Raw genomic sequence first — 16,421 nt, forward strand, 5'->3', positions numbered from 1 at the left:
TAACTTTTTTATTACTTCTCAATTGGCAAAAAAAGAACGGCTCCGGAACTTAGGTGGTCCGGAGCCGTTTTGAATTTCGTGTTGGTATATTCGTTAGACCTATTTAGCTTCCGGCGGTTTGGTAGTAGCCAGTACAACCCTGGCCCCTATTTCGCGCGCAATCTCCATAATAGATACTACATCCTCTACAGGAACTGATTTTTCTGCATTTACCACAATAGTAGGATCTACTTCCTTGGAATCGCGGGCAATAGCTGCGGCGAGCATCTGCTTCAGGCTTCCAAAGGCCACCTTGTTGGTACCCACAAAAAATTCCCTTTTATCATTGATGCTGACAACCACCGTCTGTTTAGACTTGGTATTGCTCTTTGCCTTAGGCAAAGTCAGCTTGATTACATTCGGATTGGCCAGCGTGGATACGATCAGGAAGAAGAGCAGCAGAATGAACAAGATGTCATTCAGCGCCCCGCTGTGCATCTCCACGTGATTTTTTCTTCTGTTGCGTAAGTTCATAAGCTTGATTATCTGGTTGGCTCCTGTAAAATATCTATAAACTCAGCAGAAGCTGCTTCCATCTTATTGATCGTCTTATCTATCTGCGCATTCAGGAAACTGTAACCGATATAGGCCACCAGACCAATAATCAGACCACTCGCAGAGGTTACCATCTTCACATAGATACCCTCTGCTATGGTACCCAGGGTAATATCGGAAGTGATAGAGATATTGAAGAAAGTCTGGATCATACCGGCAATGGTACCCAGGAATCCGAACATAGGCGCAATACCGGCGATGATGGAGAGAATCACGAGGTTCTTTTCCATCTTATAGATTTCCAGTTTACCCACATTCTCCATGGATTTTTCAATGCTCTCAATAGGCTTACCTATACGCTGTATACCTTTGTCGATCATACGGGCAATAGGGCTGTTGGTGTTCTTTGACAAAGAACGGGCAGCAGTGATATTGCCATTGGAGATATGATCGCGGATCATTGGCATAAAGTTATCTTCCAGTTTGCCCGCCCTGGAAATGGTGAGGTACCTTTCCACAAAAGAGAAAACTGCGATAACGGAGAGAATCCCGAGAGGGATCATGAGGATACCACCCTTTGCCAGCAGGTCTAATAAACTGAGATGCTTGGCGGCAACAGCGGCGGCATCTGTGCCTGCAGCCACTGTATCGGCCTTGGGCGATAATAAGGAATCCTGGAGTAATGTTACTAATCCTAAGAGCATGAATAAAAATTTAACCTTGCAAAAGTATTACATCAAATGCAACAAGCAGGGAAAGATACCAATATTATGTAAACATTTAACGTATATGTCCCTAAAATATTATCCCTATACATAAGGAGTGCAGCATGCAACTCCTCTTCCTGCCATTTCTATGCCAGATGTGAATCTGGTATTTTTTTTCTGTATCAGCTCTTCTCTTCCCATACCTGTGCAAGGTGTACGATTGTCTGTACTGCCTTTTGCATATCCTGTATGCTCACATATTCATATTTGCTATGCAGGGCCATTTCGCCGGTGAAGATGTTAGGACATGGTAACCCCATAAAAGAGAGACGGGAACCGTCTGTTCCGCCACGGATAATCATTTTCAGTGGTTCTACCCCTGCCCTGCGGATGGCTTCTTCTGCATGAGCAGTCACCTGCGGGTGCAGGTTCAGCACCTCTTTCATATTGCGATACTGCTCTGTGACAGTGAGTTTCGCGCTGGCAGCGGGATATTTTGACATGACCCTATCCAGTATATTTTGCAGGAAAGCTGCGTGGTCTTTTAGTTTGGCAGTGACGAAGTCACGGAGAATAAAATCAATTTCAGCATGTTCCACAATTCCGCTCACCCGCACAGGATGAATAAAGCCTTCGCGGTCTTCGGTGGTTTCAGGCGAGAGACTGTCTTTGGGCAGCGCATCTATGATTTCTGAAGCTATCTTGATGGCACTCACCAGTTTATTCTTTGCAGTACCGGGGTGTACACTCACCCCTTCGATCACGATTTTGGCAGCATCGGCACTGAAGCTTTCGTCTTCCAGGGAACCCAGTTCGCCGCCGTCGAGCGTGTAACCAAAGGTAGCGCCGAGTTTAGACATATCCAGTTTTTCCACCCCGCGGCCTACTTCTTCGTCTGGCGTGAAAAGGATGCGGATAGTACCGTGTTTGATTCCAGGGTGCGCCATCAGGTAGTGCGCGGCATCCATGATTTCGGCTACACCGGCTTTGTCATCTGCACCCAGCAGCGTATTGCCGCCGGCTGTGATGATGTCGTCACCTTTTTTGGAGGCGAGGTATGGATGAAGGGCAGCTTTTATAACGGTATTATCTTCCGGCAATTCAATGTCATCACCCTCATAATGCATGTGGATGATGGGTTTTACACCTGTACCACTGCAATCGCTGCTGGTATCCATGTGGGAACAGAAGCAGATCACAGGAACATTTTTGGTGGTGTTGGAAGGGATGGTGGCGAATACATAACCATGTTCATCCATTTCAGCATCGGTAATACCCATTTCGCGCAGTTCCTGTATGAGCAGGCGACCCAGGTCTTTTTGTTTTTCTGTGGAAGGAAAACTTTTGCTCAGTGGATCGGACTGTGTGTCTATCTGAACGTAGCGCAGAAAGCGCTCGATAACGGTGTATTTGTAATTAGTGAACATAGTGCAAACGTAAGAAATATGGAGAAAAGAGAAATGTACTATTTGATACTGACATTTTGATTAAAATTAGTACAAGCGAATTGTTTTATTTATTTAAATAGAATAATACTCTAAATAAATTAATTTAAATAGTTCATTTTATCTTTATTCATAGGTTTGTATAGAAATTTGTACTGCGGTATGGAACCGTGTGCAAATCACGGGCTGACGCGCAACTGTAAAATGACGTGTTATTGTCATGAAGCCAGATACTTGTCGCAGGCAGATATTTTTTCACCTTTTTTAAATGATGCAAGTATGCAAACCAACGTTCCCGGCTATCCGCGTATTGGTAGCAACAGAGAATTGAAGAAAGCAAACGAGGCATACTGGGCTGGCAAAATCTCTTTGGAGAAATTGCAGATGACTGCCCGGCTGCTTCGCCGTCAGAATTGGGAAACCCTGCACAATGCGGGGATTGACCTGATCCCCTCCAACGACTTTTCTTATTATGACCAGGTACTGGACATGTGTTTGATGACGAATACCATTCCTGCCCGGTTTCAGGCATTGCAGGCTACGCAGGTGGCTCCTAATAGTCCTGAATTGTATTTTGGTATGGCCCGTGGATACCAGAAAAATGGGTTTGACCTCACGGCCATGGAAATGACAAAGTGGTTTGATACCAATTATCACTATCTCGTGCCCGAGTTTGATGGTACCCAGCAATATACATTAGCTTATAACAAAGCCCTGGAAGAATTTGAAGAAGCAAAGGCGTTGGGCATTCATACCAAACCTGTGATCATAGGGCCTGTGAGCTTTTTACTGTTGGGCAAAATTAAGGATGAAAAATTGCAGGTAGCTGATTTGCTGGATCAATTAATACCTGTTTATATTTCCCTGTTACAATCTTTGGAAAAAGCAGGAGCCACCTGGATCCAGATAGATGAACCTACGCTGGTGCTGGATTTGACACCTGTGCAGCAATCCCTGTTCCAGTATGCTTACAATAAAATTGCAGCCGTCCTTTCATCCGCCAGATTGTTGTTGACTACTTACTTCGGCAGCCTGCAGGATAATACTGCATTGGCTTTGAAACTACCGGTACAGGCATTGCATATTGACCTGGTACGTGCACCGGAACAACTGGAAGTGATTTTAACGAATATTCCAAAACACCTGCAACTCTCACTGGGTGTGGTAAATGGACGAAATATCTGGAAGAATAATTATGAGAATAGTCAGCAATTAATTCAACGTGCTGTGACGGCAATTGGTGAAGACAGGGTGCTGATTGGCACTTCCTGTTCTCTATTGCATACACCGTATGACCTGGACCTGGAAGAGCTGACACCACAGTTGAAAAGCTGGATGGCATTTGCAAAACAAAAGGTGTATGAGCTGGGTGATCTGAAATCAGGAGATACTGCTGCATTAGCAGCCAATAAAGCAGCTATGCAGGCAAGAGCCACGGCAGATATCATTCACAAACCAGCTGTAAAAGCCCGTCTGGCAGCATTGACAGATAGCGATGCCCATCGTAAAAGCGAGTTTACCATCCGGCAGCAGGCACAGGAAGCAGTGCTGAAATTACCGTTGTTTCCTACTACCACCATCGGCTCATTTCCGCAGACAGAAGATATCCGTAAACTGCGGGCAGATGTAAAGAAAGGAGTGATCACACCATCGGCATATGATGCAGCGATCCGGAAAGCGATTGGGGAATCAGTACAGTTACAGGAGCGATTGCAGCTGGATGTATTGGTGCATGGGGAGTTTGAGCGGAACGATATGGTGGAATATTTTGGTGAACAACTGGAAGGATTTGCATTTACGAAGAATGGCTGGGTACAGAGTTATGGTTCACGATGTGTAAAACCACCGGTCATTTATGGAGATGTATCACGCCCGGCACCAATGACAGTAGATTGGAGCAGCTATGCACAATCGCTGACCAGGCAACCCATGAAAGGCATGCTGACAGGGCCTGTAACGATTTTACAATGGTCATTTGTGAGAGATGATCAGCCACGTGCTACCACGACCTTACAGATTGCACTTGCCATCAGGGATGAAGTCAACGACCTGGAACGGGCAGGTATCCGGGTGATACAGGTAGATGAACCTGCTATCAGGGAAGGCTTACCACTGCGCCGGGCGGATTGGGGAGCATACCTGGAATGGGCTGTACGCGCCTTTAGGGTAGCGGTTTCCGGCGTGGAAGATGCGACGCAGATTCATACACATATGTGCTATTCAGAATTTAATGATATCATTGATAGCATTGCAGCGATGGATGCAGATGTGATTACAATTGAAACATCAAGATCACAAATGGAATTGTTGGAGGTGTTTTCAACATTCAGGTATCCTTATGAAATTGGGCCTGGGGTGTATGATATTCATTCGCCGAGAGTACCGACCGTGGCGGAAATGACGGCATTGCTTGAAAAAGCGGCGCAGTTATTACCTGCAAGGAATATCTGGGTAAACCCGGATTGCGGTTTAAAAACAAGGAAGTGGCCGGAGACGGAACAGGCTTTGCGGAATATGGTGACTGCTGCGCAGCAGATGAGGATTGCAATTAAGCAACCAGTTTGATTGAACCCACTTTATGGAACAGCGAAACTGTTCCATAAAGTGGGCGTGCGATTGTCTGTAACTCTTGCGGAGCAAGGGTTACAGACAATCGCTATATTTTCGTATCTTTAAGCTATGGCAGAACACGAAACAATCAGCTGTCCACGCTGCAACAAAACATTCGAATGCCGGGTCGGCACTATTCTTCGTTGCCAATGCCAGGCAGTAACTCTTACAGAAGAAGAACGCACCTACATAGCTCAAAACTATTCAGGTTGCCTATGCGCTTCCTGCATGGAAGAAATGAAAGAAAAATACAAATCCATATTAAAAGAAAAAGGGTGTTTACCATAAGATAAACACCCTTTTTCTTTTAATATCCTTGATTATACGATCTCTACCAGTTCAATATCAAAGACCAATGGTTCACCAGCCAGTGGATGGTTCGCATCCAGGGTGATGAATTCGCTGCTGATGGCAGTCACTTTCACAGGAAATACCTGACCCTGAGGATTGCTCATCTGCAGTTCCATACCTACCTGGGGATTCAGGTCTTCCGGAATATTCTGCTTAGGGAAATCCATGATCAACTCCTCGTTCTTTGGACCGTAAGCCTCTTCAACGGGAATGTTCAAAGTCTTCTTATCGCCTGGTTTCATATCCACCACACCACTGTCGAAGCCTTTAATAACCATACCGGCGCCAACCTGAAACTCCAGCGGGTCTCTGCCTTCGGAAGAATCAAATGTAGTTCCGTTGGTCAGACGGCCATGATAATGCACACGCACCGTATCTCCGTTTTTAACTGCTTGCATAAAAATAAATTGTTAAGTGTTTAGGAATCTTATTACCTGCAAGGTAAGAAAAATGATTAAAGTGCCAAGTGTTCAGGTGCATTCTGTCTGCATTATAGGAAATTTAGCCTCTAAATTTTACTATTTTTGATCCTATGTATAAATTCCTCCTCTCCTTCATTATTTCTGCGGCTCTCCTGCTGCCCGCAAAAGCACAGGTTACCACAGGGGCAGCCCGCACTACAGCATACCTTCCCCTGCTCAAAGGCAAAAGAGTCGCCCTGCTGGTCAATCAGACAGCCACTATCGGCAACACTCACCTGGTAGATTCCCTATTGAAACTAAAGGTGAATATCGTAAAGATTTTCAGCCCTGAACACGGTTTCAGGGGCAAAGCAGACGCAGGCGAAAAAATAGGCAACAGCAAAGATGCGGCTACCGGCCTCACCATTGTATCGCTCTATGGCAAACATCGTAAAGCTGATGCCAGTGATCTCAAAGATGTTGACATCCTCATCTTTGATATACAGGATGTTGGCTGTCGTTTTTATACTTACATCTCCTCCCTGCAGGAACTGATGGAGTCTGCCGCCGAAAATAATAAACCGCTTATTGTACTCGACAGACCCAATCCAAATGGTCACTATGTAGATGGCCCTGTATTGGATACTGCCCTCCGCTCTTTTGTAGGCATGCAACCGATTCCCATTGTACATGGTATGACTGTAGGTGAATATGCCAAACTCCTGAACGGGGAAAAATGGCTGAAGAATGGTGTGCAATGTAAATTGACCGTGATCACCTGTGAGCAGTATGATCACCATACGTATTATGAATTGCCGGTGAAACCCTCTCCCAATCTGCCTAACATGGCAGCTATTTACCTCTATCCCAGCACATGCCTCTTTGAAGGCACTGCACTGAGCCTGGGCAGAGGTACAGATCTGCCTTTCCAGGTGTTTGGCAGCCCTGAGTTTCCCAAGAATTTGTATTCCTTTACACCACACAGCACAGAAGGGGCGAAAGAACCTCCACTGAAGGATATAACCTGCTATGGATACAACCTGACAGGTACGCCATCAGAGAGCAGGGCAAAGATGGGCAACCAGGTGCAACTCAAATGGCTCATTCAGGCTTATCAGTTGTTCCCCAATAAGGATAAATTTTTTATCAGCAGTTTCAACAGATTGGCAGGGAATACTACCTTGCAGCAACAAATCAAACAGGGATTGAGCGAAGCTGCTATCCGTCAGAGCTGGGAACCGGCTTTGAGTCATTTTAAAACTATCAGGAAGAAATATTTACTATATGCAGAGTGATTCTCTTAGGATCGTATTTATGGGTACACCGGATTTTGCAGTGGCATCACTGGATATCCTGGTACAGAATGGATTTAATGTAGTAGGGGTGGTTACGGCGCCGGATAAGCCGGCTGGACGTGGGTTACAGCTGCAGGAGAGCGCGGTGAAGAAGTATGCTGTGAGTAAGGGGTTACGTGTATTACAGCCAGAGAAGCTGAAGAACCCGGAGTTCCTGGAAGAGTTGCGTGCATTGAAAGCAGACCTGCAGGTAGTAGTGGCGTTCCGTATGCTGCCGGTGGCAGTGTGGGATATGCCGAGGTTAGGAACTATCAATGTACATGGTTCGCTGCTGCCTAATTATAGAGGGGCTGCACCGATCAACTGGGCCATTATCAATGGAGAAAAAGAATCTGGTGTAACGACTTTTAAGTTACAACATGAGATAGATACGGGTGATGTGATGTTTAGCCAGGCAGTGCCGATTCGGGAAGATGAGACGGCGGGAGAACTGCATGATGCGTTGATGGCTACAGGGGCTGAACTACTGCTAAAAACGGTGCGGGCGATTGCTGCGGGTGATGTACATGAAACTCCGCAGACGCAGATGAAAGCAGAAGATATTAAGCATGCGCCAAAGATCTTTAAGGAGGATTGCCAGATTAAGTGGGAAGATTCTATTGATCATATTTATAATCTCGTAAGGGGATTGAGTCCTTATCCTACGGCGTGGACTATCTTGCAGGGGAAGAGTGTGAAGATTTTTAAGGCACTGAAAGAAAAGACGACGCCTTCGGTAGCGCCTGGAGAGTTTGTGACGGATGGGAAGAGTTATTTGAAGATAGCGGCGAGTGATGGGTATTTGAGTTTGGTGGAGATACAGATAGAGGGGAAGAAGCGGATGGATATTGAGGCTTTCTTACGAGGATTCAGAGCGAATTAATAAGCAAAAAAAAAGACTTCATCGAAGATGAAGTCTTTTTTTTTGCAGGGAGAAAGCTTATTGCTTTTGCTGTCGCAAAAGCAATAAGCTTTCTCTAAATTAGTTTTCGTAGCTCAATTCACAATAGAACTTCGGATCATTTGTACCCAATGCCTCCAACGCTGAATCACTCAGTTTAATAATCAAACCGGCATTCTGCTTGATCTGCGGAATGGTCTCCAATACTTTCGCATAGATGTATTTACCATTCAGTGGGTTGGTTACTTTAATAATCGTTCCTCTCTGCGCTGTATTGTGCAAAGCATAATATTTTCCGGCAGCAGCATTGCTCTTGAACCAGCCACCAGGGCCTTTTTCAGTAGTTGCATTTTTACCATTGCTGGTCTGCTGTAAATACAGTGATTCAAATGTAGCACCTGAGGTAGTTACTGGTTTGGACGGCGTGGTCTCTGCAGGAGCTGGTGTATTATTCACTGGCGCAGGCGTATTATTAGCCGGTGCAGGCGTAGTCTCTTTCGGAGGTGCCGGATTGTTGGTACTAACCGGGGCCGGAGCAGGTGTGTTATTCACTGGCGCAGGAGCTGGTGTGTTATTTACTGGTGCTGGCGTATTGTTAGCCGGAGCCGGAGTTGGTGCAGGCGTATGTGCTACTGCTCCACCACCACTACCTTTCAGGTAACCGACAATCACATAAGTATCCTTCTTCAATCCATCGCCGGTCATATTGTTCCAGCGGCGGATATTATCCAGCGGCACCTTGTTATGATTGAGGCTCAGGCGATACAATGTTTCACTGGCTTCTACTTTATGATACAATGGCGCACCACTGTTTGCGGCATCCGCCTTCTGGGAGAAGTTCGAACTATTCAGCGGGATTTTGACATTCTGCCCCAGCTGCAGACCTTTATCGGCAGAGATGTTATTCTCCGCAGCTATATCCTTGATAGGCAGACTAAATGTCCTGCCCAGGCTATATAAAGTTTCACCTTTTTTCACCGTATGCAATACATACAAGTCAGGAGAAGTGCCCTGCACCTGGATAATATCCTGTGCATGTGCGCCTGCTACTGATAATACAAGTACTGCTAATGTCATGAACGATTTTACCATACTTCGCTGTTTATACCTTTCGGGCAACTAAATTATAAATATTTTAGGTTTGAAACCTAAACGGATTTTCAAGCCTGAATTTCTTTCAGAATACGGAGTTCTTTAGGATAATAATTATTGATACGGTTTGGCAATACCTTGGCCCAGCCCAGCGACATTCCTCCATATTGCATTAATGCCCATCCTTTTATACCGACAGCAATTGCAGGATCTTCTTTTCTCAGGTATTTCAATGCCTGCTCACGGGTCAATGTTACTTTTTGCACATCGCTGGCCACCAGGGGGCTCATGGCCAGCTGGTGATCGGGTATCAGTTCCTTTGCGGCTAACTGGCCAGCCTTCACCCCGGCTTTTCGCAAATATAAGTGCTGCTGCAATACGGAAACAGCTGGTTGCATTATTTCCGGGAATAATAGTACCTCTCCCTGGTGTGCCATCATATAGATGCCTTCACTATCCTGTAACCAGGGTGCTACCTTTTCCCTGTCTTTTTTGTCAACTGCTGTGAGTGTATTCCGTTGTTTCTTAGCATTATATTCTTCGCCTGACTTTCTGCGGAAACAGGTGATAAAGAATCCCTCTCCCTTTACTTTATCAGGATAAAAACGATATCCTTCTGCAGCGGTTTTTACAATGTGCCAGTCTGGTTGCAATAGCACCGGTATATTTTCCAGCTCAAAGTTAGCCTGTAACCAGTCCATGATTTCCTCATCTTCTTCCCTGCTGTAAGAGCAGGTGGCGTAGATCAGGATTCCACCCTCTTTCAGCGCCGGCATGGCATCGGCCAGGATCCTTTGCTGTCGCTGACTACACAGCATCACATTTTCTTCTGACCATTCACTGATCGCCTCCGGTTCCCTGCGAAACAGCCCTGAACCTGAACAAGGCGCATCTACCACCATCACATCGAAGAAACCCGGCAACCTGCCAAAGTCCCTCGGATCATTGTTAGTGACTACCACATTGGCAGCACCCCACTTCGTAATATTATCTCCCAGTAGCGCTGCCCGGGTTTTGATCACTTCATTGGATACCAACAGGCTCTCCGGGCTGATCAGGGATTGTAACAGTGTGGACTTGCCACCCGGTGCTGCACAGAGGTCCAACACTCTGAGGGTAGCAGTAAGGTCACATGCCTGCCGTAATACCTGTTCCAGGAACATGGAAGAAGCTTCCTGTACATAGTAGGCCCCTGCGTGAAAATATGGATCAAATGTAAAAGACGGCCTTTCAGCCATATAATACCCGTCAGTCGTCCATGGAACCCGGCTATACCCCCTGGCTGCCAGTTCTTCCAATATTGTTTCCGTCGTGTTCTTATCCTTTATCTTGTTCGGATTGATACGCAGCGAAGTTACCTTTTCTTCCGCCGCATGTACACGCAAAAAAGCTGCCAAATCCATTTCAGGCAGCGAAATCAGACTATCAGTAAATTTTTTTGGAAGCTCCAACCCGCTTTTTGAGGCAAAATACTGAAAATAAAGGTATGATGGACGCAGATAAATTTAAATGGGTGCCGGCAGTTGCAGGTACTTACACCTGCGCTATCTCAGCAATCAACTGCTGCATCACGGCTTTCGCATCTCCAAACAACATCGCCGTCTTTGGTCTGAAAAATAATTCATTCTCAATGCCGGCGTAGCCCGGCTTCATACTTCTTTTATTTACGATCACTGTTTTGGCACCTTCCACTTCCAGTATAGGCATACCATAAATAGGGCTGGCAGGATCACTTTTTGCCGCCGGGTTAACTACATCATTGGCACCTAATATCAACACTACATCTGTTGTATTGAACTGAGGATTGGCCTGTTCCATTTCCAGCAATTTCTCATAGGGTACATCTGCTTCTGCCAGCAGCACATTCATATGTCCCGGCATTCTTCCCGCCACCGGATGAATGGCATATTTTACTTCTACTCCTTTTCCTTCCAGCAATACTTCCAGTTCATGGCAGGCATGCTGTGCCTGTGCTACCGCCAATCCATACCCGGGCACGATCATTACTTTGTGTGCATAAGCCATCACCACAGCTGCATCCGCCAATCCAATTTCCCGATAGGCTCCCTGTTCTTTATTACTACTGGCTGTAGCCCCCCCACCAAAACTGCCAATCAATACATTCTTCAGGGAACGGTTCATGGCTTTACACATGAGTATTGTTAAAATCGTACCTGCAGAACCAACCAGTATACCACCTGTCAGCATCACCGGGTTATTGTACAAAAAACCGCCACAAGCCGCTGCCACGCCTGTAAAAGAATTCAATAATGATATCACCACCGGCATATCTGCCCCTCCTATGGGCAACACAAAAAACACTCCGTATAACAGCGATAACAACAACACTGCCACCATGCACCACACCATCGTAACCGGTTGCACCCCTATCACGAATGCCGTGACACTTACAATGACTACCAGCAATAATATATTGTAAATATGCTGCCCTTTAAAGGCGATGTCTTTGATCTTACCATTTAGTTTTCCCCATGCAATCACTGATCCTGCAAATGATACGCTTCCTATAATCAATCCGGCAAAGATGATGAGTAAATGTAGGCTTTTGGTTTCTGTATTTACATGCTCAAATTCCACTACTGAAATCAATGCCGCACAGGCACCACCCATTCCATTGAACAAACTCACCATCTCCGGCATCGCTGTCATTTTCACTTTCTTTGCCGATACCAATCCGATTACCCCACCTATTAATAATCCGCCTGCTATCCACCAAAAATTATGCAGGGGTTCCCCATTGCGCGTATACAAAAAGATGGTACCCAGTATAGCGATAGTCATCCCACCCGCGGCTATCAGGTTGCCTTTGCGGGCAGTGGCGGGGTGGCTTAACATTTTCAGACCAACAATAAATGTAACAGCGCCAATCAGATAGATCAATGATAACATGGGCTACTTATTTTTCTTTGACTTGAACATTTCCAGCATACGGTCTGTGACCACAAAACCACCGACTACATTCAGTGTACCCAGTATAACAGCCAGGAACCCTAAGATCAGTGCGAGGTAATTATCTTTCTCCGCCTCTCCCATCACGATGATGGCACCGATAATCACCACACCATGAATAGCATTGGCACCACTCATCAGTGGTGTATGCAATACCGACGGTACCCGGGAAATGACTTCTATACCCAGGAAAACGGAGAGGATCACCACATAGGTCATCTCCATATGTTGTTCGAAAAACGAAAGCATGTCCATTGTGCTATTATTTTAATACTGCCTGCAGTCTTTCACTGATCACTGCTCCTTCGTGTGTAATACAGGTGCCTTTTACGATATCGTCCTGCAGATTGTTGATTAACTGGCCTTCTTTGATCAGTAGCTGCAGGAAGTTGAATACATTTTTAGCATACAGTTTACTGGCATCGGCCGGCATGCTGGCTGCGAGGTTGGAGTCGCCGATGATGGTAATGCCATTGTGCAGGATGGTGGCCTGGTCCCTGGTGAAGGCGGTATTGCCACCTGTAGCTGCGGCCAGGTCTACGATCACACTACCGGGACGCATACTGTTGATCATGGTTTCTGTCACCAGTAGCGGTGCGCGTTTTCCCGGTATCTGTGCAGTAGTGATAACGATGTCTGCTTTGGCGATGCTGGCGGCGATCAGGAGTTCCTGTTGTTGTTTATATTCCGGGGATTGCTCTACTGCGTAACCGCCTGCCTGCGAGGCATCGGCAGCACCTGCTACGGCAATGAATTTAGCGCCAAGGCTCATCACTTCTTCCCGCACCGCCGGTCGGGTATCGAATACTTCGACTACTCCGCCCAGTCTGCGTGCGGTGGCAATGGCCTGTAACCCGGCTACACCGGCGCCCAGGATCAATACTTTGGCAGGTGCAATACTGCCTGCCGCAGTCATAAACATGGGAAAATAACGGCCATACGAGACTGCTGCCACCAATACCGCTTTGTAACCGGCAATGTTAGCCTGTGAGCTCAGTATATCCATCGATTGTGCGCGGGTAGTTCGGGGTATGTTGTCAAGACTGTAAGTAGTGAGTGGATGTGCAGCCCATTGCTGCATTAATTCGTGGTGATACAATGGTTGATAAACACCTGCTAAGGTAGTGCCGGCCCGGAGTAACTGCCAGTCTTCCGGAATCTGTATGCTGCATACCAGGTCAGAAAGTTGCAGGATGTCGGCCCTGGACCTGACAGCGGCCCCGGCCTGTATATAGGTATCATCGGCATAAAAAGCGGCTGCGCCCGCACCTGGTTCTACCCAAACAGTTACGCCCTGTTTTCCCAGCTGCTTTACTATGTCCGGTACTAAAGAAACCCTTTTTTCTGGTAGCCGTTCTTTTAGAACCCCTATGATCATTCAGTGGAATTTATGTACTGAATTTACGGTTCTTTTTGCCATAAACAAAAACGCTATCGAAACAATTTATTCCCGCCGCAGGCAAAATGCAAACCTCTTCTAAAAAAAAGATCCTGCCGCTGGCAGGATCTTTTTTTTTAGAAAATTCTTTTATTTAAATGCGGGCTGCAATGTCCTTTGCTCCTGATATAATTCCCGGTATGGAAACTCCCGTCACATAATTCCCCGCCACTATGATTCCCGGGTACTTTTGTTCAAATGTTTTAATCTGTTCCCTCGTCACTGCAAATCCTACATTCAACTGTGGAATGGCTTTCTGCAACTCACTGAATTTCTGCAATTCAGGGGGAGTGGTCAATCCCAGCAATTCCATGAATTCTTTGATCACGGTTTCCTGCAATTGTGCAGCACCCATCCTGTCAAACAATGATTCCTGCTGTGCACCACCTACGAAAACGGTAAATAATACCTTTCCTTCCGGCGCTCTTGACGGGAATACGGCTGAATTACAAATGGCCCCCAGGAAATGTTTTTTCTCCGCATGTGGTACGAGAAAACCAAAGCCTTCCGGAATCTTATCCTTTGCTTCACTGCCAAAACCAAGGTGCAATACACCCATATGCGGATAATGCAGGTCTTTTAAAGTGGCAGACAATCCTGCATCCAGGCCGGCAATCGCCCCTGCGGTAGCATAAGATGGTGTGGATAGGATCACATGACCCGCATTCAGCTGCAGCGTTTGTCCATGTTCTTCATACTGCACGATATAATCTGTAGTACCCCGGGTAATACCCGTTACCTTACAACCCAGTTTAATGGGGGTATTCAACAGGGATACCAGGCGCTCAGGCAATACCTGGTTACCGCCTTTGAAAGCGATGATCTTACGGCCACCCATTTCACCTTTGCTCTTCATCATCCCTTTGGTTACACTACCATAGGTCTTTTCCCACTTTGGTAACATGGGCAACACTTCCTGTATAGATAACTTATCAGGATTACCTGCATAAATACCAGACAACACCGGTTCAAACACATACTCCATGATCTCCGCACCAAAGCGACGGGTCACGAAAGAAGATACAGATTCCTCCTGTGTTGTTTTATCTGCTTTGCGGAAACTTTCAGTGAACAACCGCCACTTGGCGCCACCGCTTACATATTTCGAGCTGAGAATCTTTACCGGGTTGGGCGAGATACCATGCAGCTGTCCGTTTCTTACAAGAAAACGATTTTTGCTGGCAGCTGTCGCTTCCATCACTGCATCTTTTAAACCGATTTCTGTGAGAAACGACAACGTATCCGGCGTAGCACCAATAGAGTTAGGTCCTGCATCCAGCTCATAGCCATTGATATGCAAAGAGCGGATCACGCCTCCGGCCTTATCTCCTGCCTCCAGTATCTGATAAGGGATTCCTTTTTTCTGTAACTCGTAGGCGATGCTTAGCCCGGCAATACCGGCGCCTACAATGATAACAGGTTGATGTGTATCCATGATTAATTATTGGCTTGCAATGCCCCCATCCACTTCACGATTGCCTGCACCCACAGTGGGTGTATGTTCAAACAGGGGATCATAGTGAAACTATCTCCGCCACTACTGATAAAAGAATGCTTTCCTTCCACCGCTATTTCTTCCAGCGTTTCGAGGCAATCGGATACGAAAGCCGGACAAGCTACCAGCAGGCGCTTTACACCCTGCTTTGGCAACTCTTCCAATTTTGTGGCAGTGTATGGCTTGAGCCATTCTTCCCTTCCCAGCCGGGACTGGAAGGATACACTCCATTTGTCACGTGGAATTTTCAGTTTTTCGGCTACCAGTTCTGCAGTAATATGTACCTGATGACGATAACAGAATTCATGTGCCGGAGAATCTACATGACAACAATCGGCTACCTGCAGGCAATGCTTACCTGTGATGTCGCCTTTGTGTATATGCCTTTCCGGTACGCCATGATAACTGAACAGCAGGTGATCAAAGTCCTTAGATACGTAAGGACGCATGCTCTCTGCCAGCGCATTGATGTAATCAGGTTCTTTATAATAAGGAGGTACCACCGTGAGTTTGAACGGGTACTTCTTCTTTTTATATACGTTCTTCGCATGCTCTACCGCCGTTTCGTAAGATGACATGGCGTAGTGGGGGTACAGTGGCAGTAATACCACTTCCTTCAGGTTCGGGTTCTGCTGCAACAGGTTTTCGTAGGCCGCTTCCTGGGAGGGATTACCATAACGCATGGCTATTTCTACCGGCATATCCAGGTCGTGGTGTACAGCATTCTGCAACTGCTTTGTCAGCACGATCAGGGGAGAGCCTTCCGGCCACCAGATAGACTGATATGCCTCGGCGGACTTCGGTGCACGCCGGGGTACTATGATACCCTTGATCAGCAATAAACGGAACAGGTAAGGATAATCGATCACCCTTTTGTCCATCAAAAATTCATTCAGATATCGCTTTACATCGGGTACAGCCGTAGAATCCGGTGAACCTAAGTTCATCAGGATGATTCCTATATCAGATTTAGCTTCCATTCGTCTCTTTAAAAATTGATGCAAATGTAATAGGTTTGGCGCCCTGAAAATGTCATACAATTGTTGAAATAACAGATTAAGGCCCATCTGATCAGAATTAGCGCACAAACTGATAAAAATCATTTTTCCGCTAATGCTGATCACCATCAGTGGAAATGACTAA

General features: G+C 46.3%; 15 protein-coding genes and 1 riboswitch. Of the genes, 4 read left to right on the top strand and 11 right to left on the bottom strand.

Translation table 11 applies throughout. The annotated features are described in order from the left end of the window. Positions 1–99: 99 nt before the first annotated feature. The 3 genes from ABDW16_RS20225 to pepT form a co-directional block, all read right to left on the bottom strand. Positions 100–513, bottom strand: coding sequence for a biopolymer transporter ExbD (locus tag ABDW16_RS20225; RefSeq protein WP_343672252.1), 414 nt, complete (start codon positions 511–513; stop codon positions 100–102). Between the two features lie 8 nt (positions 514–521). Further along, on the bottom strand, positions 522–1,238 hold the full coding sequence (locus tag ABDW16_RS20230) for a MotA/TolQ/ExbB proton channel family protein (protein ID WP_343672253.1): 717 nt from the start codon (positions 1,236–1,238) through the stop codon (positions 522–524). Between the two features lie 185 nt (positions 1,239–1,423). After that, positions 1,424–2,668 carry a peptidase T gene (gene pepT / locus ABDW16_RS20235; RefSeq protein WP_343672254.1) on the bottom strand — a complete coding sequence of 415 codons (1,245 nt, stop codon included), beginning with the start codon at positions 2,666–2,668 and terminating at the stop codon, positions 1,424–1,426. Positions 2,669–2,804: 136 nt separating this feature from the next. Beyond that, a riboswitch (cobalamin riboswitch) is annotated at positions 2,805–2,943 on the top strand. 22 nt (positions 2,944–2,965) lie between these two features. Here pepT and metE point away from each other — a divergent pair. After that, positions 2,966–5,251, top strand: coding sequence for a 5-methyltetrahydropteroyltriglutamate--homocysteine S-methyltransferase (gene metE, locus ABDW16_RS20240; protein ID WP_343672256.1), 2,286 nt, complete (start codon positions 2,966–2,968; stop codon positions 5,249–5,251). Positions 5,252–5,365: 114 nt separating this feature from the next. Then, positions 5,366–5,584 carry a cysteine-rich CWC family protein gene (locus ABDW16_RS20245; protein WP_343672257.1) on the top strand — a complete coding sequence of 73 codons (219 nt, stop codon included), beginning with the start codon at positions 5,366–5,368 and terminating at the stop codon, positions 5,582–5,584. Positions 5,585–5,616: 32 nt separating this feature from the next. On the opposite strand, the gene ABDW16_RS20250 is transcribed toward ABDW16_RS20245, so the two are convergent. After that, on the bottom strand, positions 5,617–6,045 hold the full coding sequence (locus ABDW16_RS20250) for a peptidylprolyl isomerase (RefSeq protein ID WP_343672258.1): 429 nt from the start codon (positions 6,043–6,045) through the stop codon (positions 5,617–5,619). A 134-nt stretch (positions 6,046–6,179) separates the two neighbouring features. On the opposite strand from ABDW16_RS20250, the gene ABDW16_RS20255 reads away from it, so the two are divergent. Both ABDW16_RS20255 and fmt read left to right on the top strand, forming a co-directional pair. After that, a complete protein-coding gene (locus tag ABDW16_RS20255) occupies positions 6,180–7,343 on the top strand; it encodes a DUF1343 domain-containing protein (protein WP_343672260.1) in 1,164 nt (387 codons plus the stop codon). Next, complete coding sequence (gene fmt / locus ABDW16_RS20260) at positions 7,333–8,265, top strand: methionyl-tRNA formyltransferase (RefSeq protein ID WP_343672261.1); 933 nt, start codon at positions 7,333–7,335, stop codon at positions 8,263–8,265. The genes ABDW16_RS20255 and fmt overlap by 11 nt, the downstream gene beginning before the upstream one ends. A gap of 99 nt (positions 8,266–8,364) precedes the next feature. On the opposite strand, the gene ABDW16_RS20265 is transcribed toward fmt, so the two are convergent. The 7 genes from ABDW16_RS20265 to hemH all read right to left on the bottom strand — a co-directional run bounded on the left by ABDW16_RS20265 (position 8,365) and on the right by hemH (position 16,258). Further along, a complete protein-coding gene (locus tag ABDW16_RS20265; RefSeq protein ID WP_343672262.1) occupies positions 8,365–9,375 on the bottom strand; it encodes a LysM peptidoglycan-binding domain-containing protein in 1,011 nt (336 codons plus the stop codon). Positions 9,376–9,443: 68 nt separating this feature from the next. Then, complete coding sequence (locus ABDW16_RS20270) at positions 9,444–10,826, bottom strand: RNA methyltransferase (RefSeq protein WP_343672263.1); 1,383 nt, start codon at positions 10,824–10,826, stop codon at positions 9,444–9,446. 82 nt (positions 10,827–10,908) lie between these two features. Next, a complete protein-coding gene (locus tag ABDW16_RS20275; protein WP_343672264.1) occupies positions 10,909–12,285 on the bottom strand; it encodes an NAD(P)(+) transhydrogenase (Re/Si-specific) subunit beta in 1,377 nt (458 codons plus the stop codon). A 3-nt stretch (positions 12,286–12,288) separates the two neighbouring features. Beyond that, positions 12,289–12,600 carry an NAD(P) transhydrogenase subunit alpha gene (locus tag ABDW16_RS20280; RefSeq protein WP_343672265.1) on the bottom strand — a complete coding sequence of 104 codons (312 nt, stop codon included), beginning with the start codon at positions 12,598–12,600 and terminating at the stop codon, positions 12,289–12,291. A gap of 7 nt (positions 12,601–12,607) precedes the next feature. Further along, positions 12,608–13,723: a Re/Si-specific NAD(P)(+) transhydrogenase subunit alpha gene (locus tag ABDW16_RS20285; RefSeq protein WP_343672266.1), complete on the bottom strand. Its 1,116-nt coding sequence runs from the start codon at positions 13,721–13,723 to the stop codon at positions 12,608–12,610. 154 nt (positions 13,724–13,877) lie between these two features. Further along, complete coding sequence (gene hemG, locus ABDW16_RS20290; protein ID WP_343672267.1) at positions 13,878–15,218, bottom strand: protoporphyrinogen oxidase; 1,341 nt, start codon at positions 15,216–15,218, stop codon at positions 13,878–13,880. A gap of 2 nt (positions 15,219–15,220) precedes the next feature. Further along, positions 15,221–16,258, bottom strand: coding sequence for a ferrochelatase (hemH, locus tag ABDW16_RS20295; protein WP_343672268.1), 1,038 nt, complete (start codon positions 16,256–16,258; stop codon positions 15,221–15,223). Positions 16,259–16,421 lie beyond the last annotated feature (163 nt).

It is taken from the genome of Chitinophaga sp., from assembly GCF_039596135.1.
Taxonomy (GTDB): domain Bacteria; phylum Bacteroidota; class Bacteroidia; order Chitinophagales; family Chitinophagaceae; genus Chitinophaga.